The following is a 24,317-nucleotide window of genomic DNA, read 5'->3' on the forward strand; positions in this document are numbered from 1 at the left end:
AGCGACTTATGACAAGACCCTCGCGTCGTGGGCGAGGATGTCGGCAGGAGGCAGCGATGACGACGTCCGGGATCGCCCGGTGGGTGCCGGGCCTCGCCGTGGCCCGCGAGTACCGGCGCGCCTGGCTGTGGCCCGACATCCGCGCCGGCATCGTCGTCACGGCGCTACTGATCCCCGCGGGGATGGGATACGCGCAGGTCGCGGGACTGCCGCCCGAGACCGGCCTCTACGCCACGATCGTCCCCCTCATCGCGTACGCGGTGTTCGGCCCGTCCCGCATCATGGTGCTCGGACCGGATTCCGCACTGGTCCCGATCATCGGCGCGGCGATACTGCCCCTGGCTCTCGGCGACTCGCAGCGGGCCGTCGCGCTCGCGGGGCTGCTGGCGATCATGGTGGGTGCGATGATGCTGCTCGGCGGCATCCTCCGGCTCGGCTTCGTCACCGACCTGCTGTCCAAGCCCATCCGCGTCGGCTACATCAACGCGATCGCGGTGATCGTGCTCATCTCGCAGATCCCCAAGACGCTGGGGTTCGACGTGGACGCGGACGGCAGCTGGCGCACGATCGTCGCGATCGGCGAAGGGATCGCGACCGGCGGCATCGAGCCCCTCGCCGCGGCGTTCGGCGTGGGCTCGCTCGCGGTGATCCTCGTCATGAGGTGGCTGCGCTCCCCCGTACCCGGAGTCCTCGTGGTCGTCGTGGTGAGCATGATCCTCACGTGGGCGCTCTCCCTCGCGGACGCGATCGCGGTCGTCGGCCCGCTGCCGCAGGGCCTTCCCGCACCCGCGCTCTCGGGACTGGAGTGGGGGGACGTCGTCCCCCTCATCGCCCCGGCCGCCGGCATCGCACTCGTGGCGTTCACCGACAGCGCGGTGCTGTCGCGGACCTACGCGGCCAAGCGGGGCGAGACGGTCAGCGGCAGCGGCGAGCTGCGCGGGATCGGAATCGCCAACATCGCCGGCGGTCTCTTCGGAGGATTCGCCGTATCCGGATCCTCGTCGCGCACGCCGGTCGCCGACCACGCAGGTTCGCGCACGCAGCTGACCGGCGTCGTGGGCGCGATCCTGATCATCGTCTTCATCCTGGTCGCCCCCGGACTGACCACATACCTGCCGTCGGCGACCCTGGGAGCCGTCGTCATCGCCGCGGCGCTCAGCCTGATCGACCTGCCGGGGCTCGTCTCGCTGTGGCGCATGGACAAGCTGGACGCTGGACTGTCGCTCGCGGCCTTCGCGGGCGTCCTCATCGTCGGCGTGCTCGAGGGCATCGTCGTGGCGATCATGCTGTCGCTGCTGGCGTTCTTCGCCCGCTCGTGGCGTCCGTACCGCGCCGAGCTCGGGCGCGTGCCCGGTCTGCGCGGCTACCACGACCTGTCGCGCTACCCCGAGCGCGGCGAGCGAATCCCGGGCATCGTCATCGTCCGCTTCGACGCCCCGCTCTTCTTCGCGAACGGCGGCTCGTTCGACGACTGGGTGCGCTCGCGCGTCGCCGCACGCGACGACGAGGTGTCGACCGTGATCCTGGCGGCGGAACCGATCACCGACATCGACACGACGGCCATCGACGAGCTCGTCGAACTCGATGACTACCTCGCCGGCCGCGGCATCCGCCTGGTCTTCGCCGAGATGAAGGACCCGGTGCGCGACGTCCTGCGCCAGTACGGCATGAGCGAGAGGTTCCCGTCCGACCACTTCAAGCCGACCGTCGGCGCGGCCGTCGACGAGGTCACGGGCACGCTGCGTGGCGACCTCGAGGGCACCGAATGGGACGACACGGACAGCTGACCCGACCCCGGGAATACGCCGCCACCGGGCCGGTGTTTTTGAATCACGTACACCAATCGGAGATACTCGACACGCATCCGCCTCGATGTCGCCGCCGGGTGCACTCCCCGATGAACACTCCCCAGCTCTCCCCGCACCGCGCAGTAGCGACCGTGTCCCTCGTCGGACCCGGCCGCGTCGGCCGCGTGCTCGCGCGGGCCCTGAGCGCCGCCGGCTACGCCGTGGCGGGACCGACCGGCCGCCACGACCGGATCGAACCCGCCGACGTGGTGCTGCTGTGCGTCCCGGATGCCGAGATCGCCGCGGCCGCCGATCGCGCGAGAGCTGCCGGCCGTTTCATCGGGCACGTGTCGGGCGCCACGCCGGTCGAGGCGTCAGGAGTCGACTTCGGACTCCATCCGCTCAACACCTTCGTCGGAACCGAAGGCCCGGACGCCCTCCGCGGCGTCGGCTGTGCGATCGGCGCGGCGAGCCCGGAGGCCCTCGAGGTCGCGCGAGGTCTGGCCGTCGGCCTCGGCGCGCGGCCCTTCGTCATCCCCGACGCGGGACGCGCCGGGTACCACGCGGCGGCGTCCATCGCGTCGAACTTCGTCGTGACCCTGCTGGGGGCGGCCGAGGACGCCGCGGCCACGGCGGGACTCGCACCCGAGGACGCGCGAGCCCTGCTCGCGCCGCTCGTGCGCGCGACGGTCGAGAACTGGGTCGCGCACGGCCCCGAGGCCGCCCTCACCGGCCCCATCGCCCGCGGCGACCTGGTCACCGTGCAGCGTCAGCGCGCCGCACTCGAATCGGGCGCACCCCACCTGCTCCCTCTCTTCGACGAACTGTGCGTGAGCACGCTCTCCCTCGCCCAGAAAGACGAGACACCATCATGAGAATCGTGCGCAGCGTCGCCGACGTCCGCGCCGCCCTGCGCCAAGCGCGCGCGGCCGGCCGGAGCATCGGGCTGGTGCCCACCATGGGCGCCCTCCACGACGGGCACCTGTCGCTCGTGCGCGAGGCCCGCACCGAGACCGACGTCGTCGTGATGTCGCTGTTCGTGAATCCGACGCAGTTCGGCAAGAACGAGGACCTGGCCGCCTATCCGCGCAGCGAGGAGCGCGACGCGGCCCTGGCCGCCGCGACCGGCGTCGACATCCTGTTCGCACCGACGGTCGCCGAGATGTACCCGGACGGGTTCTCGACCACGATCCACGTCTCGGGCATCACCGAAGTGCTGTGCGGCGCGACGCGCGGTGCCTCGCACTTCGACGGGGTCGCCACCGTCGTGACGAAGCTGCTGCAGATCGTCGGGCCGGACGCCGCCTACTTCGGTCAGAAGGACGCGCAGCAGGTGCTCGTGATCCGCCGCGTCGTGCGCGACCTCGACATCCCCGTCCGCGTCGTCGCGTGCCCCACGGTCCGCGAGGCCGACGGCCTCGCGATGAGTTCGCGCAACGCCTACCTCGACCCGGAGTCCCGGGTGCGGGCGCGCGCCATCAACCGGGCGCTGGATGCCGCCGAGGCGGCCGTCCGACGCGGACGCACCAGCGCCGCCGGCGTGCTCTCGGCCGCCCGCGCCGTCCTGGCTTCCGCGGGGATCGAGCCCGAGTACCTCGAGCTGCGCTCCCCCGACGACCTGCGGGAGCTCGACGAGGTCGGCGACGCCGCGCTGCTCGCGGTCGCCGCGCAGGTGGGCCCGGCCCGGCTCATCGACAACCGGATCCTGCAGGCGATCGGCGCCGACGGGTCCGCCGCATCCCTCACCCGCTCCCCGGAACCGGCGACGTGAGCGCGCACCCCGGACAGGCGCCCGGCGACGGCGGCCGCACGAAGACCACGTTCGCGAGCCTGGCGGCGCACAAGGCCGCCGGCGAGCCCATCGTGATGGTCACGGCCTACGACTACCCGAGCGCGCAGATCGCCGACGCCGCCGGCGTCGACATGGTGCTCGTCGGCGACTCCGCGGCGATGACCGTCCTCGGCTACGACAGCACGATCCCCGTGACCGTCGACGAGATGCTGATGCTCACCGCCGCCGTGCGGCGCGGACTGTCGACGCCGCTGCTGGTCGCCGACCTGCCGTTCGGCTCGTACGAGACCTCGGACGAGCAGGCGGTCGCCACCGCCATGCGTTTCGTCAAGGAGGCCGGAGCCGACGCCGTGAAGATCGAGCGCGGCGGGTCATCGGTCGATCGCGCGCGAGCGCTCGTCGCCGCCGGCATCCCGGTCATGGGTCACGTCGGGCTCACGCCGCAGACCGCCGCGACGATCGGCGGCTACCGGTCGCAGGGTCGCACGGCCTCGGATGCCCTGGCCATCCGCGACAGCGCGGCGGCGCTGCAGGAGGCCGGATGCTTCGCCATCGTGTTCGAAGCGATACCGACCCCCGCGACCGACGCCATCATGCCGCACCTCGAGATCCCCGTCATCGGCATCGGTGCGGGACCCGGGACCGACGGCCAGGTGCTGGTCTTCCACGACCTGCTCGGCATCTACGACGGCCATGCCGCCCGCTTCGTCAAGCGCTACGCCGAGCTGCGCGCGCCCATGGTCGAGGCCGTGGCCGCGTACGCCGCGGACGTCCGCGAGCGCCGGTACCCCGAGCCCCGGCACGAGTACGGGATGCCGGAGGATCAGGTCGCGCACCTCACCCAGCTGCTCAGCGACTACTGACGCGCCATCGCGATCCGCATCCGCTCGTCCGGGTCGATGAAGTGGTCGTTGTCGTCGGCGCCGAGGTCGATCTGCACCCACTGGATCTTCCCGCGGAACCGGCTGGTGGCGACGTTGTAGTCCGACGAGACCGTGGTGCCGGAGTTGAAGCCGACGTCGGTCGTCTCGTCCGCCGAGAAGATGATCGCCTGCGTCGCCTCGACACGGCCCGCCCCGACCTGGTCGCCGTCGTAGTAGAGCGTCACGTCGCCGCCCTTGCCGAGCCCGCCGCCGTCGTAGGCGAACTCCATGCGGACCTGATGCGTCCCCGACGGGATGGGTGCATCCGCCTCGACGGAGAAGGACTGGATCCCGAGCACGTTGTACACGAACACGGCCCGGCCGTCCTTGGCGTACAGGCTCCACCCGCCGAAGCGCCCACCCTGGGCGATGATGACGCCGCTCGCGCCGTCGTCGGGGACCTCGACCTCGGCGGTCACCGAGAACGACTTGTTCTTGATGTTGACCACGCTGCTCTCGGAGAGGCGCCCCATGCCGGGGAAGAACAGCTGCGAGTTCCCGTGGATGAGGGTGGGCCGACCGGCGAGGTCGGAGTTCAGCCGCTCACCGGTGCGGTCGTCGAGAGGAAGGACGTTGTACTTCGTCGCCTCGATCAGCCACAGCCGCTGCAGCTCGTGGAGCTTCTCCGGGTATTCAGCCGACAGGTCGCGCGCCTGGCTCCAGTCGACGCTGCCGTCGTAGAGCTCCCACACGTCGTCGTCGAACGCCGGAACCGCGTCGCCCAGGAGCACCCACGGCGTGCGGTGCTTCGTGACCGCGCTCCAGCCCTTGTAGTAGATGCCGCGGTTGCCGAACATCTCGAAGTACTGCAGATCGTGCCGCTCGTCGGCCTCCGGATCCTTGAGCGCGTAGAGCATGCTCGTGCCCTCCATCGGCGACTGCTGCACGCCGTTGACCATCGTCGGCTCGGGCAGCCCCGCCGCCTCGAGGATGGTCGGCGCGACATCGATGCAGTGCGCGAACTGCTCGCACATCACGCCCTTGCCCTCGATGCCCGACGGCCAGTGCACGATCGTCCCGTTCCGGGTGCCGCCCCAGTGCGACGCGACCTGCTTCGTCCACTGCAGCGGCGAATCCATCGCCCACGCCCACCCGACGGCGTAGTGGTTGTACGAGCTCGGCGACCCGAACTCGTCCATCTTGGACCGCATGAACTCCGTCGTCTCGAGCGCCGCCATGCCGTTGAAGTTCGCCATCTCGTTGAAGGCCCCCTGCAGGGTCCCCTCGGCAGAGGCGCCGTTGTCGCCGATGATGTAGTAGATCAGGGTGTCGTCGAGGACGCCGAGCTCGGCGATGGCGTCGATCACGCGGCCGACGTGGTGGTCGGTGTGCTCGAGGAAGCCCGCGTAGACCTCCATCTGCCGCTCGAGCACCGGCTTGATGTCGTCGGGCATGTCGTCCCACGCCGGAATCTCGTCGTGCCGCGCCGTGAGCTCGGCGTTCGGGGGGACGATCCCCAGCTCCTTCTGGCGCGCGAAGGTGCGCTCGCGCTGAGCATCCCAGCCGTCGGCGAACCGGCCGGCGTACTTGTCGGCCCATTCCTTGGGCACGTGGTGCGGCGCGTGGGTCGCCCCCGGTGCGAAGTACGCGAAGAACGGCCGGTTCGGCATGAGCGCCTTCTGCGTGCGGATCCACGTGATCGCGTGATCGGCGAGATCCTCCGTGAGGTGGTACCCCTCCTCCGGCGTCGCCGGGGGCTCGACGGGAGTCGTGCCCTCGTACAGCGCCGGATCCCACTGGTTGTTCTCGCCCCCGATGAACCCGTAGAACGTCTCGAAGCCGCCGCCGGCCGACGGCCACGCGTCGAACGGCCCGATGGAGGACGACTGCCACACCGGGACCTCATGGCACTTGCCGAACTGGGCGGTCGAATAGCCGTTGAGCTTCAGCGTCATCGCCAGCGGCGCCTTCGTGTTCGGCCGCAGCGAGCTGTTGCCCGGAGCCGACGTCGCCGTCTCGGTGATGCTGCCCATGCCGACCGAGTGGTGGTTGCGCCCGGTCAGCAGAGCCTGCCGTGTGGGAGCGCACAAGGCGGTCGTGTGGAACCGCGTGAAGCTCAGTCCGCCCGCGGCGAGCTTCTCTGCGGTCGGGGTCGCGCAGGGGCCGCCGAACGCGCTCGAGGCGCCGAAGCCGACGTCGTCGAGGAGCACGATCAGTACGTTGGGTGCGCCCTCGGGCGGCAGCAGCGGCTCGATCGGGGGGTAGGCGGTATCGGGATCCTTCGCGTCGTAGGTGGTCAGACCGGGCGACGGTCGGTCAGGAATCGGCAGCATCGTGCGGGCGTGACGGTCGGCGCTCATGAGAATCCCCTTCGACGGTCTCGACGCTTGAACCGTACGCGCGCGTGCCTCCGCGGCGCCTCACGCGATCTGGGTGATGTGCCGATTCTGCTCGCGACCTGGCGCCCGCGAGTCGTCACCCAGACCGCGTGATGTGCGCGTGGGTGCGCCGGAGTACCGTGCATGCCGACAGCCTCTCCGAAAGGACGCAGTGATGAACGAAGAACTGTCCAGCGGACCCATCGACTATCTGATCGTGGAGTGGCCGGCAGGCTCGCCGCCGAACGGCGAGGCGTTCCCCCATCTCGTCGACCTCGTCGACAGGGGACTCATCCGCATCCTCGACATGACGTTCGTGACGAAGGACGAGGATGGCACCGTGTCGGGGGTCGCCATCGGCGACTTCGACCTCGACGGGATTCCCGACCTCGCCGTGTTCGAGGGCGTCGGCTCGGGGTTGCTCGGCGACGACGACGTGGACCAGGCCGGCAATGCGCTGGAGCCCGGAACGTCCGGAGCGATCCTCGTATACGAGAACACCTGGGCGGCGCCGTTCGCGACCGCCCTTCGCAAGAGCGGCGCGCAGCTTGTCGATTCCGGCCGCATCCCGGTGAACGCGATCGTCGCCGCGCTCGACGAACTAGACGCCGCCGAAGTCTGAGGAGGAAGACATCATGGGATTGTTGCGAGGAGTCGCACGCACCGCCGTCGTCGCCGGCACCGCCACGGCGGTGTCCAACCGGGTCTCGCGCCGTCAGGCCAATCGCTGGTCGCAGCAGGCCGAAGCGCAGGCCTACGAGCAGCAGCAGGCGGCGAACTACCCACCGCCGGCGCCCGCTCCGGCGCCCGCCCCGGCCGCCGCCGCACCGACGGAGACCGACACCCTCGAGCAGCTCACGAAGCTCGGCGAGCTCAAGGCCGCGGGTGTGCTGACCGAAGAGGAGTTCCAGGCGCAGAAGGCCAAGATCCTGGGGTAGGCCACCATCGACGCGACGGCTCATGAACGCCGCGCGCAGAGGGAAGGAGCCGGGCGTGGCTGACTATCGCTCACGACTGCGCAGACTGGCGGCCAACGAGCCCGGGATCATCGACGACGAGGGCCCCGCGGCGCTGAGTGCCGCGGGTCTGAACGACCAGTCGCGGGCGCTGGTCCGTCTCGCGGGGCTCGTCGCCGTCGGCGGGTCGGATGCCTCGTACGCCGAGCAGGTCGACGAGGCCGTGAGCGCCGGGCTCACCGCCGACGCCATCGTCTCGGTGCTGTTCGCGCTCGGGCCCATCGTCGGCGTGCCGCGCGCGGTGAGCGCGGCGCCCTCCGTCGCCCGGGGTCTCGGCTACGACCTCGAAGAGTAGCCCTACGAGCCGCCGAGCAGGCCCACCGAGGTGGCGCGCTCGACCGCCTCGCCGCGCGAGGACACCCCGAGCTTGCGGTAGATCGAGCCGACCTGCGTGCTGACCGTGTTGCGCGAGACGAACAGGCGCGAGGCGATCTCGGGGATCGTGAGATACGTCTGCAGATAGGGCAGGAGCCGCAGCTCGGCAGGCGTGAGCGGGGGCGGTCCGCCGGCCGCGACCCGAGGATCGGTCACGCTGTCGCGCAGGCGCGCGAAGTCGTCGACGAGCGCACCCAGGTCGGGTCGGCGCAGCAGAATGTCCTCGACCTCGCGCACGAGCTGGCGGGCTGCCGCGGCATCCCCCATGGCCCACCACGTCGTGGCGAGGTGGAGACGCAGCCGCACCGCCACCGTCGGCATGGCGCCGCTGGCGCCGGCCCGCTCTCGCATCGCATGCGCCAGCTCCCGCTCGGCGGCATGGAGGTCACCGCGATGCAGCGCGATGCGAGCCGCGGCGGCGTAGGCGCCGAGCGCGGTCGAATAGGTGTGCAGGCGGTGAGCGTCGATGACGCGTCGCGCTTCGCCGACGAAGTGGTCCGCGTCGTCCCACTTTCCGTGCTCGATCGCGATCATCGCCCGCAGCGACGCGTTCAGCACCTGCACCTTGAAGTTCCCCGCCTCGGCGGCGCGCGCGGCGGCCTGCGCGAACAGCGCGTCGGCGGCGTCCACCTCGCCGCTGAGCAGCAGCGCATCCCCGGCGAGCGTGAGCGCCTGATCCCGCCAGACGCTCCACGCCGGTTCGGCGTTCATGGCGAGCGCAGCGTCCTCGCGCATCGCCGCAAGCCCGTGGGCGCACATCGCGGCCCTCAGCATGGCGCGCGCCGATTCGTACGACGCCGAGCCGTCGGCGGGAACACGGGCGAATGACAGGGACTCCGCGCGGGTCGCCCACTTCTCGGCCTCGGCGTCGTGCGCGGTGAGGGCGGCGATCCATCCGGCGAGGACAGCGAGCGGCGGGTACGCGCGGATGCTCTCCTCGCCGACCGCCTGCACCCATCGCCGCACGGTCGCCAGATCTCCGGCCTGGTAGGTCGTGTAGCCGATCGCGTCGATCAGGCGGGCGCAGCGATCGCGGTCGGGTGTCTGAAGGAGGTGTTCGACGGCCATCGCCGGCTGATCGTTCGCTTCGTACCAGTCGGCCGCGCGGCGGTGCAGGTCGGCGACCGCCTCCTCGTCCTCGTGGCGCAGCTCGCCGAGGAGGAACTCCCGGTAGAGCTGGTGATAGCGGTACAGATCCCGCGTGCGGTCCAGCGGGACGAGGAACACGTTCGACTCCTCGAGGTCGCGCAGCCCCGGTGCGCCGTCGGGATCGTCGGCGACGGCCGCGCACAGGGCGTCCGACATGACGTCGAGCACGGACGAACGGATCAGGAAGCGCCGCGTCTGCGCGGGCAGCGCCGACAGCGACTCGCGATACAGATAGTCGGTGACGAACCGGTCGTCGCCCGAGATGTCGAGCACCTCGCCCCGCGCCGCCGAGACGGAGGCGGCGAGGTGGACACCGACCGGCCAGCCCTCGGTGTGGGCGAGGATCGCTTCGACGTCGTCGCCCGCGACGTCGACGTGGGCTCGTGCGAACACCGTCCGGACCCCGGCCGCGTCCAGCGCCAGGTCGGCGGCGCCGATCTCGAGGACGTCCCCCTCCACCCGACGGCTCGCCGCCTGCATCTGCGGGGCGCGACTGGCCGCCACCAACTGCGAACCGCCGGGGACACCGCCCATGACGACGGTGAGCACGTCGTCGCACACCCCGGACTCGAGGCAGTGCAGATCATCGAGCATCATCACGAAGGGCGTCGGCGCAGAGCGCAGAGCGGCCGCCAGCATCGGTGCCGCGCGACCGAGAGCAGCCGACGGCGGGACGCGCATGTCGCCCGCGAGGTCGTCCCGGCCGCCGGTCGCGCGCGCGAAGGATGTCGCGAGAAGGGTCAGCAGCGTCACCGGATCGTCGTCGAACCGGTCCAGCGACACCCAGGCGACCGGTCGGTCCTCACCGTCGGCCCACTCGGCGAGCATGCTCGACTTGCCGTACCCGGCCGATGCGCTGACGCACACGAAGCGGTTCGCCGCGTCCCGGGCGGAGTCGATGAGCCCGCTACGGCTCACGAACGCCGCCCGTGGTGCGGGCGCGATCAGCTTGGCGTCCAGCGGCACCGGTCTCGCTGTGCGCGTGCTCGTCGATGAGGCCCCCAGCCCTGCGCTCACAGATTCGAGGCTAGCGGCGAACCCGCCCCATCACCGGGCCGAACGTCCCGGACGGCGCTACCGGATCGTGCGATCCGCATGATGTGCGCGTCCGACAGGCCGGGCTACCGTGAGGGCATCATCGGCCGCGAACCTCGCGACCGAGGGAGGAAAAGGGCTGATCAAATGAACTTCTGGGAATTCCTGGTGTGGATGTTCTGGATCTACATCGTCATCTCGTGCATCTGGATCTACATCACGATCCTCATCGACCTCTTCCGCGACCACACGATGGGCGGATGGGGGAAGGCGCTCTGGGTCATCTTCCTCGTCTTCCTGCCCCTGCTCGGTGCGCTGATCTACCTCATCGCACGCGGCCGCAGCATGTCGGAGCGCCGCGTCGCCGAAGCGCAGCAGGCGCAGCAAGCGACGAACGACTACATCCGAACTGTCGCGGGCGGCGGGAAGTCGCCGACCGCCGAGATCGAGTCGGCGAAGGCTCTTCTGGACGCAGGCACGATCACGCAAGCGGACTTCGACGCGATCAAGACGAAGGCGCTTCAGGGCTGACGCCCACCGCACCACGGGGCGGGGACCGGGCACCGGCCCCCGCCCCGTCGCGATGACCGTCCAGTGACCCCAGCGCGACACCACCATGCCCGGCACCGCTCCGAAGAGCTCCACAACCCGCCTGGGAATGCCTCGCCCGCATGAGGCATCCCCACGGATCACCGTCGATCCGAGAACGGCCCCGCCGCAGTTCCACCTGCTGGCCAAGCCGGCGGGATCGACCTGCAACCTGGACTGCACCTACTGCTTCTTCCTGTCCAAAGAGGCCCTGTACCCCTCGGACAGCTCGCGGATGACCGACCAGGTCCTCGAGGAGTACATCGTCCAACTGCTGGAGTCCCACCGCTCCCCCGAGGTGACCGTCGCCTGGCAGGGCGGCGAGCCGACCCTGATGGGTCTTGACTTCTTCGCGAAGTCCGTGGAGATCGTCCGGCAGCACCGGCGACCGGGCCAGCGGGTGCAGTACGCCCTGCAGACGAACGGCGTGCTGCTGGACGACGCCTGGGGCAGGTTCCTCGCCGAGAACGACGTCCTCGTCGGACTGAGCATCGACGGCCCCGCGCCGATGCACGACACCTACCGGGTCAACCGAGGCGGGCGCGGCACACACCGTCAGGTCCTGAAGGGCCTCGATGTGCTCCGCCGCAACGGTGTCGAGTTCAACATCCTCTGCACCGTCAACGCGGCGAACCAGGATCATGGCGCCGAGGTGTACCGCTACTTCCGCGATGAGCTCGGCGCGACCTTTCTGCAGTTCATCCCGATCGTCGAGCGCGCCACCGCGGAGAGTCTTCCGATCGCCAACCAGGGTTGGAGCGAGCGAGCCGGCGGACACCGCCCGCTCTACACGCAGACCGGATCACTGGTCACCGAGCGATCGGTCGCCGGCGACGCGTACGGGCGGTTCCTGATCGACGTGTACGACGAGTGGATCCGACATGACGTCGGAACCGTCTTAGTCCAGCTCTTCGACGTCACCCTGCAGGCCTACTTCGGCCAGCACTCGCTCTGCGTCCACGCGCCCACGTGCGGCACCGCGCTCGCGCTCGAGCACAACGGCGACCTCTACTCCTGCGACCACTACGTCGAGCCCGACTTCCTTCTCGGCAACATCACCCGCACCCACATGCTCGACCTCATCGCCTCGGACCGGCAGCGCGCCTTCGGGCAGAGCAAGCGCGACACCCTGACCGCCCAGTGCCGATCCTGCGACGTGCTCTCACTCTGCAACGGCGGATGCCCGAAAGACCGGTTCCTCACCTCGCGCGACGGCGAACCCGGCCAGAACCACCTGTGCGAAGGCCTGTATGCCTTCTACACGCACACACGACCGACCATGCTCGCCATGGCCCGGCTCCTCCGGCACGGGCATTACGCCGACGAGATCATGGACCAGGTCGCCGTCGGCGACCTGCCCTGACGGGATATCGCGCGGATAGGGTGACGCGCGCCGCGGATTCCGCCACGATGCTGGCGCCATGTGGAAGAAGAGCGCACCACCGCCCGAGAGCGCAGAAGTCCCTGACCCGGCACGACCACCCGGTGGCCCGTCCGGCGCGCGCCGCGTGCTGACGGCGTTCGACCATCCCTTCGGCACGGCGGTGGTCGTCACCTTCGGCGTGCTCTTCTCGATCGTGATGGGGCTCGCGATCGGATCGCTCTCGACCATCCTCATCTACATCACGCTGGCGCTGTTCGTCGCGATCGGGCTCGACCCGGTGGTCCGGCGCCTCGAGCGCGGCGGCGTGGCGAGACCGTGGGGGATCACGATCGTCTTCGGATCCTTCGCCCTGCTCCTTGTCGTGATCGTCGTCTTCGTCCTTCCCCCGGTGATCCGACAGCTCATCGAGTTCGCCAAGACCATCCCTCAGGCGATCACGGATCTGGAGTCTTCGGACTGGTACGCAGGCATCGAAGCCGACTACGGCGATGTGATCGGAAATGCGCTGGACCAGCTCAAGACCTTCCTGTCGGATCCGACGACCATCGCCAACCTGGGCGGTGGCCTCCTCGCCTTCACCATCGGGCTCACCACCGCGATCTCCGGCGGGCTGATCGTCGTGGTGCTCTCGCTGTACTTCCTGGGTTCGCTCCAGCCGATGAAGAACGCCATGTACCAGCTCGCCCCGGCCCGCAACCGGGCGAAGTTCTCGGAGCTGACGGACCGGATCACCGACTCCATGGGCGGCTACCTCATGGGCATGGTGGTGCTGGCCTCGATGAACGCCGTGGTCGCCACGGTGCTGCACCTGCTCCTCGGGCTCCCGTTCCCGGCGCTGATGGGTCTGATGGCGTTCCTCATCACCCTCATCCCGCTGATCGGGTCGGTGCTGTACTGGATCACGGCGACGGTGATCGCCCTGTTCACCAGCCCCGTGACCGCCCTGATCTTCGCCATCTGCTACCTGATCTACATCCAGATCGAGGCCTACGTGCTCACCCCGAGGGTGATGAACCGGACGATCTCGGTTCCCGGCGCGCTGGTGGTGATCGGCGCACTCGTCGGCGGCACGCTGCTGGGCCTGCTGGGCGCGCTGGTCGCGATCCCGGTCACGGCAGCCATCCTGCTGATCATCAAGGAGGTCTTCATCCCGCGGCAGGACGCGAAGACATGAGTCGGCTCGCAGTCAGGCTGCCCGGCACGGTGCCATCCTCGGGGGCGGCGGCCGACGCCCCCGGCGATGCCGTCGCTAGAGTGCACCTATGACGACGGGGTTCAGCGGATTCGATCTGGCATCGCTCATCGCTCTGGTGTTGACTCTCGCAATCGACATCACGGCGCTCATCGTCATCCCCCGCAGACGCAAGCCGACCGCGGCGATGGCGTGGCTGCTGGCCATCTTCCTGATCCCGATCGTGGGAATCGTGCTGTTCCTGCTGATCGGGACCTACCGTCTGCCGAAGGCGCGGCGTGACGAGCAGGCCCGCATCGATGGGCTGATCGCGTCGCGCGCCCGTTCGGCGGGACTTCACACCGACCCATCAGAGTGGCCGCGCTGGTTCCAGCGGGTCGTCGAGCAGAACGAGACCCTCACCAGCATCCCCGCCGTGAACGGCAACCGCGCCGTCCTGGAGGGGGACTACACCTCGTCGATCGACGCGATGGCGCGCGCCATGGACACCGCCGAGCGGTTCATCCACGTGGAGTTCTACATCGTGTCGTGGGACGACACCACCCGACGCTTCTTCTCGGCCATGGAGGCCGCCGTCGCCCGCGGGGTCACCGTGCGCCTGCTCGCCGACTACGTCGCCTCCCGCCGCACCGCACGGTGGAAGCAGACCTTCGCGGAGCTCGACCGCATCGAGGTGACATGGCAGTGGATGCTGCCGGTGCAGCCGTTCCAGGGGAAGTTCCAGCGCCCCGATCTGCGCAACCACCGCAAGCTGGTCGTGGTCGACGGCCGTGTCGCGTTCGTCGGGTCGCAGAACCTCATCGATCGCAGCTACAACGCCCCGAAGAACATCAAACGGGGGCTGCAGTGGCAGGAGCTCATGACCTCGCTCGAGGGCCCCGCCGTCGCCGAGGTCAACGCCGTGTTCCTCTCGGACTGGCTCATCGAAACCGGAGAGCTGCTCCGGAGCGAACAGCTCGCGGTCGCCGACATCGAACCATACGACGGCGACGACGCCCTCGTCTGCCAGGTCCTGCCCAGCGGCCCCGGCTACAGCACCGAGAACAACCTCCGCCTGTTCCTCTCCCTCATCCACGGCGCCACCGAGAAGGTCATCCTCACCAGCCCGTACTTCGTCCCCGACGAGGCCATGGTCTACGCCATCACCACGGCGTGCCAGCGGGGCCTGGACGTGCAGCTGTTCGTGTCCGAGATCGGCGACCAGTGGCTCGTGTACCACGCGCAGCGGTCGTACTACGAGGCACTGCTCGAAGCGGGCGTGCGCATCTTCCTCTACCCGGCGCCGTACATCCTCCACGCCAAGCACTTCTCGATCGACGACGACATCGCCGTCATCGGCTCGAGCAACATGGACATCCGCTCCTTCAGCCTGAACATGGAGGTGTCGATGCTCGTGCGCGGCGAGTCCTTCGTCGCGCAGATGCGCGAGGTCGAGCAGGGCTACCGCGACGCGGGCCGCGAACTCACGCTCGAGCAGTGGCGGAGCGAACCCGGCAGCGCGACCTTCATGGACGGCGTCGCCCGATTGATGTCCGCGCTGACCTGATCCGCCGCGGGCGATCACACCTGCTTCGCGACGTCCGCGATGAGGTCGACCACGCGCGCAGGCTCCGTGATGCCCGCCGAGAAGACGTAGGTCGTCGTGAACCCCAGTCCGGCGAGCTCCCGCACCTGCTCGGTGACGGTGTCGACGGTGGATGCCGGCGAGACGCCGATCATCGCCGTCTTCTCGATGTCGTCGTAGTCGCGGCCGACGTCGTCGCAGTGCGCCTTGAGCACGTCCAGCTTGTGCGCCGGCATACCGCCGAGGGCACTCAGATTGCACGCGTCGGCGTACTGCGCGACGAGCTTCAGGGTCTTCTTCTCGCCCCCGCCGCCGATCATGAGCATCGGCTTGGTGAGGTTCTGGGGCGAGTTGAGCGTGCGCTCCAGCTGCCAGAACGCGCCCTCGTACGGCTCCTCGGAGTCCGACCACATCTGCAGGCAGATCTGGATGGTCTCCTCGAGCTCGCGGAACCGCTGCGCGACCGGCGCGAACGGGAACCCGAGCCCGCGGCACTCCTGCTCGTTCCACCCGGCGCCGATGCCGAGGCCGAAGCGACCGCCCGACAGCACGTTGAGGGTGCTCACCTGCTTGGCCAGCAGCGCCGGATGCCGGTACAGCACGCCCGTGACGAGCACGTGCAGCATCGACTTCCGGGTGTGCGCGGCGAGGAACCCCATCGTCGCGTAGGCCTCGAGCATCTCGTGCTCGACCGGCCCGAGACCCGGCAGCTGCCAGAAGTGGTCCATGACGGTGATGCGCTGGATGCCCGCGTCCTCGGCATGCCTGACATGTCGCGCGAGTGCGGGGCCGAGCTCGGCCGGTCCGCTGTCGAAGGTGAAGTCCGCGATGTGGAGCCCGAATTCCATGACCTCTCCGTCCTGGGTCGGATGCCGCATCCGGCCGCCCGCCCAGGGTACGGCCCGCGCGATGCCCCGTGGGCCGGATCCGGTGGGGTCGGTCCGGTCGGGCAGGCGTCACACCACCGTGAGCAGCATTCGCTGCCGGCCGGTGGACCCGTCGGGGGCGATGGGCGAGCGACGCTCGGTCTGCACCTCGCCGTCGCGGCTCACCGCCCGCACCGACACATAGTGGGCTCCCGGTTCGGCGTCCCACGGGATCGTCCATTGCACCCACGTGTCGGCGTTGACCGGCGTGGACAGCCGTGCCGCCGTCCACGGGCCGTCGTCGATGCTGACCTCCACCCGTTCGATCCCCACCGTCTGCGCCCAGGCGACGCCCGCGATCGCGACCCGGCCCGCCTCGACCCGGGTTCCGGGGCGGGGGGTGTCGATCCGCGAGGAGAACTTGATCGGAGCTCGGGCCGCGTAGCCCCGTGGGGTCCAGTACGCCTCGTCCTCAGCGAAGGTGGTGACGGTGAGCCGCGTGAGCCACTTCGTCGCCGATACGTAGCCGTACAGTCCGGGCACGATCATCCGCACGGGGAAGCCGTGCTCGAGGGGCAGCGGCTCGCCGTTCATGGCGACAGCGAGGATCGCGTCGATCCCCTCGTCGGTGAGCGCGTCGAGCGGGGTGCTCGCCGTGAAGCCGTCGACGCTTCGTGACAGCACCATGTCGGCCCCGTCCTGCGGACGCGCGATGCGAAGGATGTCGCGGACCGGCACGCCCCACCATGTGGCCGTGCCGACGAGCTCGCCGCCGACCTCGTTCGAGACGCACGTGAGGGTGATCGAGTACTCCTGGAGTCCCCGACCGATCAGATCGTCGAAGCCCAGATCGACCGGCTGATCGACGAGTCCGTCCACGACGAGGCGCCACCGGGCGGGATCGACGGCGGGAACCTCGAGCGCCGTGTCGACGCGGTAGAACTCGTCGTTGGGCGTGTACAGCGGCGAGAGCCCGGGGATGCCGAGTTCCGCGCCGGCGGGCACATCGACCGATGCGGACGGCATCGGGAGGCGAACGGCCCGACGAATCGCCTCGACGGAGGTCCGCGCGCCGTCGGCGAGGCGCGCGCCCAGCCCGATCGCAGCCGCCGAGACCGCAGACACCGCGGTCAGGATGAAGAACGCGCGGCGATCGACCTCGGCGTCCCCCGGGCCGCCGCTCCCCGCGGGGAAGCGCGTCTCGTCGCGACCGGAGCGACCGAGCCACGAGCGCAGGCGTGCGACGAGCACGGCCATCACGATGCAGCCGGCGAGCGCGCCGGCTGCGGGCGGCAGGACGGCGAGCGCGGCAGCCCCAGGGCGCGTCACGACCGCGGCCAGTCCAGCAGTCATCCCCAACCCCAGCATCACCACTCCCCACGGCGGGCGTCGCAGCTGGAGCACGCCGGCCAGCGTGGCGCCGAGGAGCGCCGCGATGCCGACCGACCCGACCAGGATGGGCTTGTCGGCGGTGCCGAAGGCGGAGATCGCGAACTCCTTGAGCGGCCGCGGCACGACGTCGATGACGAAGCCGCCGACGTCCAGGATCGGGTTCGCGCCGGGAGCCACCAGCATCGCGACCGCCTCGGTGACGGCGAGGTAGACCCCCGCGCTCACGACGCCGGTCACCGCCGCCCACAGCATCCCCCTGGATCTGCGCGTAGACATGTCGGTCAACGTCCCCTCTCTCTGTGCCGCAGCCCGTGCGGCCGGCCCGCACGGCGAGGCGATGCCGGGCCCGCCGGCGCCCCCCTGGGCCGGCGGGCCCGCTCCGGGTCGGTCGCGAGGACCGACCGGCTCAGGACGCCGGCGGCAGGAGCACCGTGTCGATGAGGTACACGGTGGCGTTCGCCGTCTGCACGCCACCGCAGATCACGCCCGCGCCGCCGACCATCAGGTCGTCCCCGCTGCCGGTGACCTCGACCTCGGCGCCGTTGAGGGTGACCTGGGAGCCGACGATCTCGTCGGGTCCGATCTGACCGGCCACGACGTGGTACGTGAGGATCGAGGTCAGCAGCTCGCTGTCGGTCGACAGCGTCTCGATCGTGTCGGCGTCGATCTGGGCGAATGCGTCGTCGACCGGCGCGAAGACGGTGAACTCGTCGCCGTTCAGGGTGTCGACCAGGTCGACGTCAGGGTTCAGTCCGCCGCTCACCGCGGCGGTCAGGGTGGTCAGCAGCGGGTTGTTGGACGCGGCTGTGGCGACCGGGTCCTCGGCCATGCCGGCCACCGATCCCGCGCCGTCCGGCACCGCCTCGGCGTAGTCGGCGCAACCGGGGCCGACGAGCGCGGCCGCCGGGTCCATGTCGTCCATGGCGCCGTCGCCCATGGCCTCGGAGGCTTCCTCGGTCGCGGGGGCGGCGGTGTCGTCGGACGTGCCGGAGGCCCCCATCGAGCAGCCCGTGAGCACGATCGTCGAGGCGAAGGCGAGCGCGAGCCCGGCGGTGAGCGTCTTCTTGGTGATCATGTCTTCCTCCTGGTTGGTGAGCCGTGTGAGACCCGTGCAGGACGGACCTCGAGTGCCGAGGGCCGTACACGTCGCAGAGGCGGCGTGCATGATGTCTTCGGCGCCCCTCACGAATCGGATGGGAGATCGCTCGAATTCGGATGCGGCGCCTACTCGCATCCCGGTGCGGCAAGCTTGAGCGCATGGTGATCGACGGCGTGGATGTGCCCGAGGGCGGCTCGGCGCCGGTCGATCACATCGGCGAACTGCTCCGGCAGGTCGCGGCGGGCGACCAGCAGGCGTTCGCCCGCCTCTACGATCTGCTCTCGCCCCGCGTCTTCGGCCTGATCCTGCGGGTGCTCGTCGACCGCGCGCAGAGCGAAGAGGTGCTCCAGGAGGTCTTCCTCGAGATCTGGCAATCCGCTTCCGGCTTCGCTCCGAAAAGAGGCCAGGGGAGATCATGGGTGCTGACGATCGCTCACCGACGGGCCGTCGACCGCGTGCGGTCCTCGCAGGCGAGCGCCGACCGGGACATCCGTGCGGGGTACCGCGAGCTGGCGAGCGAGCATCAGGACGTCGCGGAACAGGTCGAGCTGCGGCTCGACGCGCAGCGCGTGGCGGCCGCGCTCGCCTCGCTGCCCGAGGCGCAGCGTGAGGCCATCACACTCGCCTACTACGGCGGTTACAGTCAGAGCGAGATCGCGGCCCTCGTCGGGTCTCCGCTCGGAACCGTCAAGACGAGGATGCGGGACGGGCTGACCCGGATGCGCACGGAGTTGGGGGTGGGAGCATGAACGAGTCGGAGTTCGCCGAGCTCGCCGCCGGCCATGCCCTGCACGCGCTGTCGGAGTCGGACGAGCGGGCGTTCCAGACCGCCCGAGCCGCCCATCCCGAATGGGAGCACCTCGTGCGCGCCGACGCCGAGGTCGCGGAGGCACTCGCCGATGCGGCGGCGCCGGTGGAGCCGCCGCCGGCCGTGCGCGCCGCGCTTCTGGCGCGGATCGCCGGGGCGCCGAGCGCCGACCACCCGGCAGACCCGACCGATTCCGCGTCGGCGACATCCGCGGCTCAGCCCACGGATCGTGCGGATCGTCCTGCACACCGCGCGCGGCGCGGGCTGTCGCGGCGCGGACTCTTCGCGCTCGCGGCGTCCATCGTGCTGCTTCTCGCCATCGGCGCCGGTGCGATCGTCGTGACACAGCAGCTGGTGCGCCCCGCGGCCGTGGTCGCGCTCGAGCAGATCGAACGGGCCCCCGATGCCCGCTCGGCCACCGCGACCACCGCGGACGGCAGTCAGGTGACGGTGCACTGGTCCGACGATCTGGGACAGTCGGTCATCGTCGCCGAGGACTTCCCCGTGCTCACGGCCGACAGCACCTTCGAGCTTTGGCTCGTCCGCGACGACACCGCGATCTCGGCCGGCACCTTCGCCGCCGACGACTCGGGTGACGCGGTGGCGCTGCTCGATGCGCCGCAGGAGCCGGGCGACGTGATCGCCGTCACGGTCGAGCAGGCGGGCGGATCGCCCACCGGCCGGCCGACGACCGAGCCGATCGTCGCGATCGCGACCTGACGGGCGCGCCGACGACTCGGACCGCTGCTACGCCGCCGGTTCGTATGCCCGGATGAACTCCGCCGATGCGAGCAGGGCGTCGCGAGACGGGATGTAGTCGAACCCGAACTGACGGGGAGCGTCGGAGCCGTCGACGTCGGCATTGAGACCCAGCCCCTGCGCCGCCGTCTTCATGGCGGGCATGAACGCCGACATCGTGCGCACGAGCCAGTCCGGTGCGACGCGACGCGAGATGCCGGCATCCGGATAGACCTCCGACAGCAGCGCCGCCATCTCGGGCACCGACAGCGCGCCGGCGTTCGCGGGGAACCGCTGCCCGACGGCGCCGTCGTCCGACATCGCGCGAACGTGGATGCGGGCGACGTCGCGCACATCGACGACGGGCATGTTCATCTTCGGCGCCATCGGAAAGCTTCCGGTCACGAGCTGCTCGACGGTCGCCAGCGACGATCCGTAGTGCTCGTCCATCGCCGGACCGAAGACCATGCCGGGGTTGACCGTCGTCAGCCGCATCTCGGGGTGTTCGCCGACGAAGCGCCACGCGGCCTGCTCGGCGAGGGTCTTCGACGCCTCATAGGCGGTGGTCTTGGGCCCCTCGGTCTCGGTCCAGTCCTCACGCGTCTTCACGCGCGACCACTCGCGGTCGGCCGGCTTGTAGATCGCACCGCACGTCGAGGTGAGGACGACCCGCGTGACGCCCGCCGCCTGCGCCGCGCCCAGAGCGCGCAGCGTGCCGTCGACGGCCGGGCGGATGAGGTCCTGCGGGTCCCGGGGCGGTGCGACCGGAAACGGCGACGCGGTGTGCATGAGCACGTCGACGCCGGCCATGGCGGCATCCCACCCCTCGTCCGCGGTGAGGTCGAGCGAGACGAATTCGATGGGCGCGTCGGGGAAGAGCGCCTCGACCTGGGCGCGGCGCGGGCCCGAGCGGACGGCCGCCTTCACGGCGTGACCCTGCTCGAGGAGCTCGCGGACGATGTGCTTGGCGATGAAGCCCGAGGCTCCGGTGACCAGGACGGTGGACATGGTTGTTCCTTCTCTCCGATGCGAGTGCGGGAGGCGGGCTCTAGCGAGCCGCTGCCTCGACGTGGGGCGACGCGGTGATCGACGCCCACGCCATCTCGAACGCGACCCCGCGTTCGGTCGGACCGAGACCGCTCGACACGGCGAGGTCGAGCTGGACTTCGACGACGGCGGCGAGATACGGCAGCTGCATGTCGGTCACGACACCGTGTTCGGATGCCGCCACCAGCACGTCGGACACGGCGGCGAACAGCGCGGCCGCCTCGTCGACGGCGGCGTCGCTGACCAGGCCCCCGCCCTTGAGCATGAGGACCACGCGGTGGCGCGCGGGAGCGTCGATCCCCCAGGCGACCCAGCGGTCCCAGATGGTGCGCGCACGGTCCTTGACGGGCACCGCGGCGTCGATGGCGCCGATGGCCGCCGCGAGGTCGCGCTTGAGGTGCAGGTACAGCTCGTCGAGCAGATCCTGCTTCGTGCGGAAGTAGTTGAACAGCGTCCCGTTGGACACGCCCGCCGCCTCGGCCACCTTTGCCGTCGAGACGCCGATGCCCTGCGCGTCGATGAGGGCGACGGCGGCATCGAGGATGTCGGCGGGGACGTACTTCACAGTGAATAGAGTAAACACTCTAGAGTGATCAGTCAAGTGAGGTTGATACATTCAACTGCATCCAAGAGCGCCCGCGGGCCGGAACGAACCAGTGGGCGACGAATCGCGCCGCATGGAGCAGACTCGAACCGGGAGACGCAATGACCGCTGATACCACCACCGCATCGACGCGCGACGGACTGGACTCGCGCGACACCGTCCGGCAATGGCTCGTCCTCGTCAGCTCGGTGCTGGCGATCGTCGCCGCCTTCATCGGCTCCGGCGTGATCGTCGGAACGCCGATCCAGGAGGCGGCGGGCGGCTACCTCGACGCGGACTCGACGCTCATCGCCCCCGGCACGGGCGCCTTCCGCATCTGGAGCGTCATCTACACCGGCATGCTCGCGTACGCCGTGTGGCAGGTGCTCCCCGGCCAGCGTCACGACGAACGCCAGCGGCGCATCGGCTGGTGGGTGCTGGCCTCGCTCGTCCTCAACGCCGTCTGGATCTTCAGCGTGCAGGCCGACCTGCTGTACGCGAGCCTGCCGATCATCGTCGCCCTGCTGGCGGTCCTGTGCCGGATCTACGTGATCCTGCGCGAGACGGCGCCGAAGAACCTCGTCGAGACCGTCGTCGCCGACGGGGCGATCGGCCTCTACCTCGGCTGGGTCATCATCGCGACCGCGGCCAACACCACCGCGGTGCTCGTCGCGGCCGGCTTCGACGGCTTCGGCATCGCGCCCGAGATCTGGGCGGGGATCGTGCTCGCCGTCGCCGCGGCCATCGGCATCGCGTTCGCCCTGTGGAGCGGCGGCCGGATCGCCCCGGCGCTGTCGCTGACGTGGGGCATCAGCTGGGTCGCCGTCGCGCGCATCACCGACGAGCCCTACTCGGTGTCGACGGGGATCGTCGCGATCGTCGCGGCAGCGGTGATCCTCGCCGCGACGGCGTTCGCGCGAGTGCGACACGACCGCGCGAAGCGCTGACCTCCGGCTGGTCTCTTCCCCGACCCGAACGCGCGTGCCGCTGAGCGGCACGCGCGTTCGCGCCGTGCGGGAGCGTCGGCGATTGTCGTTCATACCCGCAGAGCCGCAGGTCCGTTGTCGCCGACCGCGCCACCGACGGCACGAAAGGACGCAGCATGGCCCTCTCCTCATCCTTCGAGCAGCTGACGGTGTTCGTCGACGAGTTCCTCGCACGACTCGGCTTCGACGACGTCGTCGCCACGCTGGGGCTCGTGCCCCATGCCGCTGACGGGGAGACGATCAGCCTGCGCATGCCCCTCGCGGACCACATCGCGCAGGCGAACGGGATGTTCTCGGCCACCGCACTGTTCGGCGCATCCGACATCACCGGCACCTTCGCCGCGATGCAGGCGTACGCCGAATCCGGACAGTTCCCGCTGGCGGTGCAGTCGAACCAGAACTTCCTGAGCAACTCCAAGGCCGAGTACGCCGTCGCGACGGCACGCGTGCTGCGAAGCGGGGGCAAGGTCGCCGTGGTCGAGGTCTCGGTCGCGGACGCCGCCGGCAAGCTCCTCTCGCACGCGACGTTCACGTACGTCCTGTCCGAGCGCACGCTCGGGCTCTGAACCCGCGAGCCGCTTCGTCTCGCACCGCGGAACGAACGGATGCCGCAGACCCGCATCCGCGGTGCACTGGAATCATCGCCGCACGACGAAGGAGTCCCCGATGCCACAGGCGCTCATCTGCATGTCGCACAGTCCGCTGCTCGAGCACACCGATCCGCCCGCCGATGTGAAGGCGGCCGTCGAGGCCGCCTTCGATCAGGCCCGGCAGTTCGCGCGCGACTTCCGGCCCGACATCATCGTGAACTTCGGGCCGGACCACTACAACGGCTTCTTCTACGACCTGATGCCGCCGTTCTGCATCGGCTACGACGCCCTGGGTACGGGCGACTACGACTCGTGGGAGGGGCCGATCCCGGTTCCGACCGAGACCAGCGAGCGGCTCGCGCAGTTCGTCATCGACCACGACATCGACACCGCGATCTCGCGCCGCATGGAGGTCGACCACGGAGCGGTCCAGCCCGCCGAGATCCTGTTCGGCGGGCTCGACGAGGTCCCGATGATCCCGATCTTCATCAATTCGGTCGCCCGCCCCTTCACGAAGGTGTCCCGCATCCGGCAGTTCGGGACGGCTGTCGGCAAGTTCTTCGCCGACAGCGACAAGCGCGTCCTGTTCCTCGGCTCCGGGGGGCTCTCGCACGACCCGCCGGTGCCGCAGTACGCCACCGCGACTCCCGAGCAGCGCGACTTCCTCACCGACGGCCGGCACCCGACCCCCGAAGCGCGCGCCGAGCGGCAGCAGCGGACGATCGACACCGCCGTCGCCTTCGCGAAGGGCGAGGCGGACATCATGGAGCTCAACCCGGAGTGGGATCTGCAGTTCCTCGAGGTCTGCCGCTCCGGCGACCTCGAGCGCTTCGACGCGTACACCGCCGATGAGATGGATGCCCTCGCGGGTCACTCCTCGCACGAGGTGCGCACGTGGGTCGCCGCCTACTCCGCGCTGCGCGCGTGCGGCCCGTACGAGGTCACCTACGAGTTCTACCGGCCGATCAAGGAGTACATCGCCGGGTTCGCGGTCACGACGGCCGTGCTGACCTGAGAAGCCGGAGCCCTCGGGCTCCCGCGCGTCGGGGGACGCGCAACGGCGGCGGCATCCGATCGGATGCCGC

General features: G+C 70.0%; 23 protein-coding genes. 16 read left to right on the top strand and 7 right to left on the bottom strand.

Annotated features, from left to right (window positions below; all coding sequences use genetic code 11):
• The first annotated feature begins 56 nt into the window (after window positions 1-56).
• From HD594_RS00535 to panB, 4 genes are all read left to right on the top strand, one after another.
• A complete protein-coding gene (locus HD594_RS00535; protein WP_184749076.1) occupies window positions 57-1,787 on the top strand; it encodes a SulP family inorganic anion transporter in 1,731 nt (576 codons plus the stop codon).
• A gap of 152 nt (window positions 1,788-1,939) precedes the next feature.
• Window positions 1,940-2,662, top strand: a complete 723-nt coding sequence (locus HD594_RS00540; RefSeq protein WP_271171232.1) for a DUF2520 domain-containing protein — start codon at window positions 1,940-1,942, stop codon at window positions 2,660-2,662.
• The gene (panC, locus tag HD594_RS00545; protein WP_184749078.1) at window positions 2,659-3,558 is read left to right on the top strand and encodes a pantoate--beta-alanine ligase; all 900 of its coding nucleotides are present in this window, start codon (window positions 2,659-2,661) and stop codon (window positions 3,556-3,558) included. The genes HD594_RS00540 and panC overlap by 4 nt, the downstream gene beginning before the upstream one ends.
• Window positions 3,555-4,442: a 3-methyl-2-oxobutanoate hydroxymethyltransferase gene (gene panB, locus HD594_RS00550; RefSeq protein ID WP_271171233.1), complete on the top strand. Its 888-nt coding sequence runs from the start codon at window positions 3,555-3,557 to the stop codon at window positions 4,440-4,442. Before panC ends, panB begins: the two co-directional genes overlap by 4 nt.
• Here panB and HD594_RS00555 read toward each other — a convergent pair.
• Window positions 4,436-6,802 (bottom strand): arylsulfatase, encoded by a 2,367-nt coding sequence (locus tag HD594_RS00555; protein ID WP_184749079.1) that lies wholly within the window; start codon window positions 6,800-6,802, stop codon window positions 4,436-4,438. The two genes, panB and HD594_RS00555, sit on opposite strands and share 7 nt — an antisense overlap.
• Before the next feature lie 193 nt (window positions 6,803-6,995).
• On the opposite strand from HD594_RS00555, the gene HD594_RS00560 reads away from it, so the two are divergent.
• The 3 genes from HD594_RS00560 to HD594_RS00570 are packed head-to-tail and all read left to right on the top strand — an operon-like array spanning window position 6,996 to window position 8,131.
• Window positions 6,996-7,442: a DUF6325 family protein gene (locus HD594_RS00560; protein ID WP_184749080.1), complete on the top strand. Its 447-nt coding sequence runs from the start codon at window positions 6,996-6,998 to the stop codon at window positions 7,440-7,442.
• Window positions 7,443-7,455: 13 nt separating this feature from the next.
• A complete protein-coding gene (locus tag HD594_RS00565) occupies window positions 7,456-7,758 on the top strand; it encodes an SHOCT domain-containing protein (RefSeq protein WP_184749081.1) in 303 nt (100 codons plus the stop codon).
• Window positions 7,759-7,813: 55 nt separating this feature from the next.
• Complete coding sequence (locus HD594_RS00570; protein ID WP_271171234.1) at window positions 7,814-8,131, top strand: carboxymuconolactone decarboxylase family protein; 318 nt, start codon at window positions 7,814-7,816, stop codon at window positions 8,129-8,131.
• Between the two features lie 2 nt (window positions 8,132-8,133).
• Here HD594_RS00570 and HD594_RS17245 read toward each other — a convergent pair whose 3' ends face one another.
• On the bottom strand, window positions 8,134-10,377 hold the full coding sequence (locus HD594_RS17245) for a LuxR family transcriptional regulator (RefSeq protein WP_271171235.1): 2,244 nt from the start codon (window positions 10,375-10,377) through the stop codon (window positions 8,134-8,136).
• A gap of 165 nt (window positions 10,378-10,542) precedes the next feature.
• Here HD594_RS17245 and HD594_RS00580 point away from each other — a divergent pair, with 165 nt between their 5' ends.
• The 4 genes from HD594_RS00580 (at window position 10,543) to cls (ending at window position 15,105) form a co-directional block, all read left to right on the top strand.
• Window positions 10,543-10,926, top strand: a complete 384-nt coding sequence (locus tag HD594_RS00580; protein ID WP_184749083.1) for an SHOCT domain-containing protein — start codon at window positions 10,543-10,545, stop codon at window positions 10,924-10,926.
• Window positions 10,927-11,053: 127 nt separating this feature from the next.
• A complete protein-coding gene (locus HD594_RS00585; RefSeq protein WP_184749084.1) occupies window positions 11,054-12,346 on the top strand; it encodes an anaerobic sulfatase maturase in 1,293 nt (430 codons plus the stop codon).
• A 58-nt stretch (window positions 12,347-12,404) separates the two neighbouring features.
• Complete coding sequence (locus tag HD594_RS00590) at window positions 12,405-13,541, top strand: AI-2E family transporter (protein ID WP_184749085.1); 1,137 nt, start codon at window positions 12,405-12,407, stop codon at window positions 13,539-13,541.
• Window positions 13,542-13,629: 88 nt separating this feature from the next.
• Entirely contained in the window at window positions 13,630-15,105 is a 1,476-nt protein-coding gene (cls, locus tag HD594_RS00595) for a cardiolipin synthase (RefSeq protein WP_184749086.1), read from the top strand.
• Between the two features lie 14 nt (window positions 15,106-15,119).
• On the opposite strand, the gene HD594_RS00600 is transcribed toward cls, so the two are convergent.
• From HD594_RS00600 to HD594_RS00610, 3 genes are all read right to left on the bottom strand, one after another.
• Entirely contained in the window at window positions 15,120-15,971 is an 852-nt protein-coding gene (locus HD594_RS00600; RefSeq protein ID WP_184749087.1) for an LLM class F420-dependent oxidoreductase, read from the bottom strand.
• A gap of 108 nt (window positions 15,972-16,079) precedes the next feature.
• Window positions 16,080-17,657, bottom strand: a complete 1,578-nt coding sequence (locus HD594_RS00605) for a molybdopterin-dependent oxidoreductase (protein WP_184749088.1) — start codon at window positions 17,655-17,657, stop codon at window positions 16,080-16,082.
• A 130-nt stretch (window positions 17,658-17,787) separates the two neighbouring features.
• Window positions 17,788-18,456 (bottom strand): fasciclin domain-containing protein, encoded by a 669-nt coding sequence (locus tag HD594_RS00610; protein ID WP_184749089.1) that lies wholly within the window; start codon window positions 18,454-18,456, stop codon window positions 17,788-17,790.
• Between the two features lie 182 nt (window positions 18,457-18,638).
• Between HD594_RS00610 and sigK the strand changes: the two genes are divergently transcribed.
• A complete protein-coding gene (sigK, locus tag HD594_RS00615) occupies window positions 18,639-19,229 on the top strand; it encodes an ECF RNA polymerase sigma factor SigK (RefSeq protein ID WP_184749090.1) in 591 nt (196 codons plus the stop codon).
• Window positions 19,226-20,008, top strand: coding sequence for an anti-sigma factor (locus HD594_RS00620; RefSeq protein WP_184749091.1), 783 nt, complete (start codon window positions 19,226-19,228; stop codon window positions 20,006-20,008). Before sigK ends, HD594_RS00620 begins: the two co-directional genes overlap by 4 nt.
• A gap of 27 nt (window positions 20,009-20,035) precedes the next feature.
• On the opposite strand, the gene HD594_RS00625 is transcribed toward HD594_RS00620, so the two are convergent.
• Together HD594_RS00625 and HD594_RS00630 are read right to left on the bottom strand one after the other, a co-directional pair.
• Window positions 20,036-21,034 (bottom strand): NAD-dependent epimerase/dehydratase family protein, encoded by a 999-nt coding sequence (locus tag HD594_RS00625; protein ID WP_184749092.1) that lies wholly within the window; start codon window positions 21,032-21,034, stop codon window positions 20,036-20,038.
• 40 nt (window positions 21,035-21,074) lie between these two features.
• Complete coding sequence (locus HD594_RS00630) at window positions 21,075-21,638, bottom strand: TetR/AcrR family transcriptional regulator (protein WP_184749093.1); 564 nt, start codon at window positions 21,636-21,638, stop codon at window positions 21,075-21,077.
• A 140-nt stretch (window positions 21,639-21,778) separates the two neighbouring features.
• Here HD594_RS00630 and HD594_RS00635 point away from each other — a divergent pair, with 140 nt between their 5' ends.
• From HD594_RS00635 to HD594_RS00645, 3 genes are all read left to right on the top strand, one after another.
• The gene (locus tag HD594_RS00635; protein WP_221446518.1) at window positions 21,779-22,603 is read left to right on the top strand and encodes a TspO/MBR family protein; all 825 of its coding nucleotides are present in this window, start codon (window positions 21,779-21,781) and stop codon (window positions 22,601-22,603) included.
• Window positions 22,604-22,758: 155 nt separating this feature from the next.
• Window positions 22,759-23,208, top strand: a complete 450-nt coding sequence (locus HD594_RS00640; RefSeq protein ID WP_184749094.1) for a PaaI family thioesterase — start codon at window positions 22,759-22,761, stop codon at window positions 23,206-23,208.
• A gap of 100 nt (window positions 23,209-23,308) precedes the next feature.
• On the top strand, window positions 23,309-24,247 hold the full coding sequence (locus HD594_RS00645) for a 3-carboxyethylcatechol 2,3-dioxygenase (RefSeq protein WP_184749095.1): 939 nt from the start codon (window positions 23,309-23,311) through the stop codon (window positions 24,245-24,247).
• Window positions 24,248-24,317: the final 70 nt, after the last annotated feature.

It is taken from the genome of Microbacterium thalassium, assembly GCF_014208045.1.
In the GTDB taxonomy this organism is placed as follows: Bacteria; Actinomycetota; Actinomycetes; order Actinomycetales; family Microbacteriaceae; genus Microbacterium; species Microbacterium thalassium.

Excerpts from the sequence above, each read along its gene's own strand:
- HD594_RS00535 (WP_184749076.1), top strand. The coding sequence starts at position 57 with ATGACGACGTCCGGGATCGCCCGGTGGGTGCCGGGCCTCGCCGTGGCC.
- panC (WP_184749078.1), top strand. The coding sequence starts at position 2,659 with ATGAGAATCGTGCGCAGCGTCGCCGACGTCCGCGCCGCCCTGCGCCAA.
- HD594_RS00555 (WP_184749079.1), bottom strand. The coding sequence starts at position 6,802 with ATGAGCGCCGACCGTCACGCCCGCACGATGCTGCCGATTCCTGACCGA.
- HD594_RS00560 (WP_184749080.1), top strand. The coding sequence starts at position 6,996 with ATGAACGAAGAACTGTCCAGCGGACCCATCGACTATCTGATCGTGGAG.
- HD594_RS00565 (WP_184749081.1), top strand. The coding sequence starts at position 7,456 with ATGGGATTGTTGCGAGGAGTCGCACGCACCGCCGTCGTCGCCGGCACC.
- HD594_RS00580 (WP_184749083.1), top strand. The coding sequence starts at position 10,543 with ATGAACTTCTGGGAATTCCTGGTGTGGATGTTCTGGATCTACATCGTC.
- HD594_RS00585 (WP_184749084.1), top strand. The coding sequence starts at position 11,054 with ATGCCTCGCCCGCATGAGGCATCCCCACGGATCACCGTCGATCCGAGA.
- HD594_RS00590 (WP_184749085.1), top strand. The coding sequence starts at position 12,405 with ATGTGGAAGAAGAGCGCACCACCGCCCGAGAGCGCAGAAGTCCCTGAC.
- cls (WP_184749086.1), top strand. The coding sequence starts at position 13,630 with ATGACGACGGGGTTCAGCGGATTCGATCTGGCATCGCTCATCGCTCTG.
- HD594_RS00600 (WP_184749087.1), bottom strand. The coding sequence starts at position 15,971 with ATGGAATTCGGGCTCCACATCGCGGACTTCACCTTCGACAGCGGACCG.
- HD594_RS00605 (WP_184749088.1), bottom strand. The coding sequence starts at position 17,657 with ATGTCTACGCGCAGATCCAGGGGGATGCTGTGGGCGGCGGTGACCGGC.
- HD594_RS00610 (WP_184749089.1), bottom strand. The coding sequence starts at position 18,456 with ATGATCACCAAGAAGACGCTCACCGCCGGGCTCGCGCTCGCCTTCGCC.
- sigK (WP_184749090.1), top strand. The coding sequence starts at position 18,639 with ATGGTGATCGACGGCGTGGATGTGCCCGAGGGCGGCTCGGCGCCGGTC.
- HD594_RS00620 (WP_184749091.1), top strand. The coding sequence starts at position 19,226 with ATGAACGAGTCGGAGTTCGCCGAGCTCGCCGCCGGCCATGCCCTGCAC.
- HD594_RS00625 (WP_184749092.1), bottom strand. The coding sequence starts at position 21,034 with ATGTCCACCGTCCTGGTCACCGGAGCCTCGGGCTTCATCGCCAAGCAC.
- HD594_RS00635 (WP_221446518.1), top strand. The coding sequence starts at position 21,779 with ATGACCGCTGATACCACCACCGCATCGACGCGCGACGGACTGGACTCG.
- HD594_RS00640 (WP_184749094.1), top strand. The coding sequence starts at position 22,759 with ATGGCCCTCTCCTCATCCTTCGAGCAGCTGACGGTGTTCGTCGACGAG.
- HD594_RS00645 (WP_184749095.1), top strand. The coding sequence starts at position 23,309 with ATGCCACAGGCGCTCATCTGCATGTCGCACAGTCCGCTGCTCGAGCAC.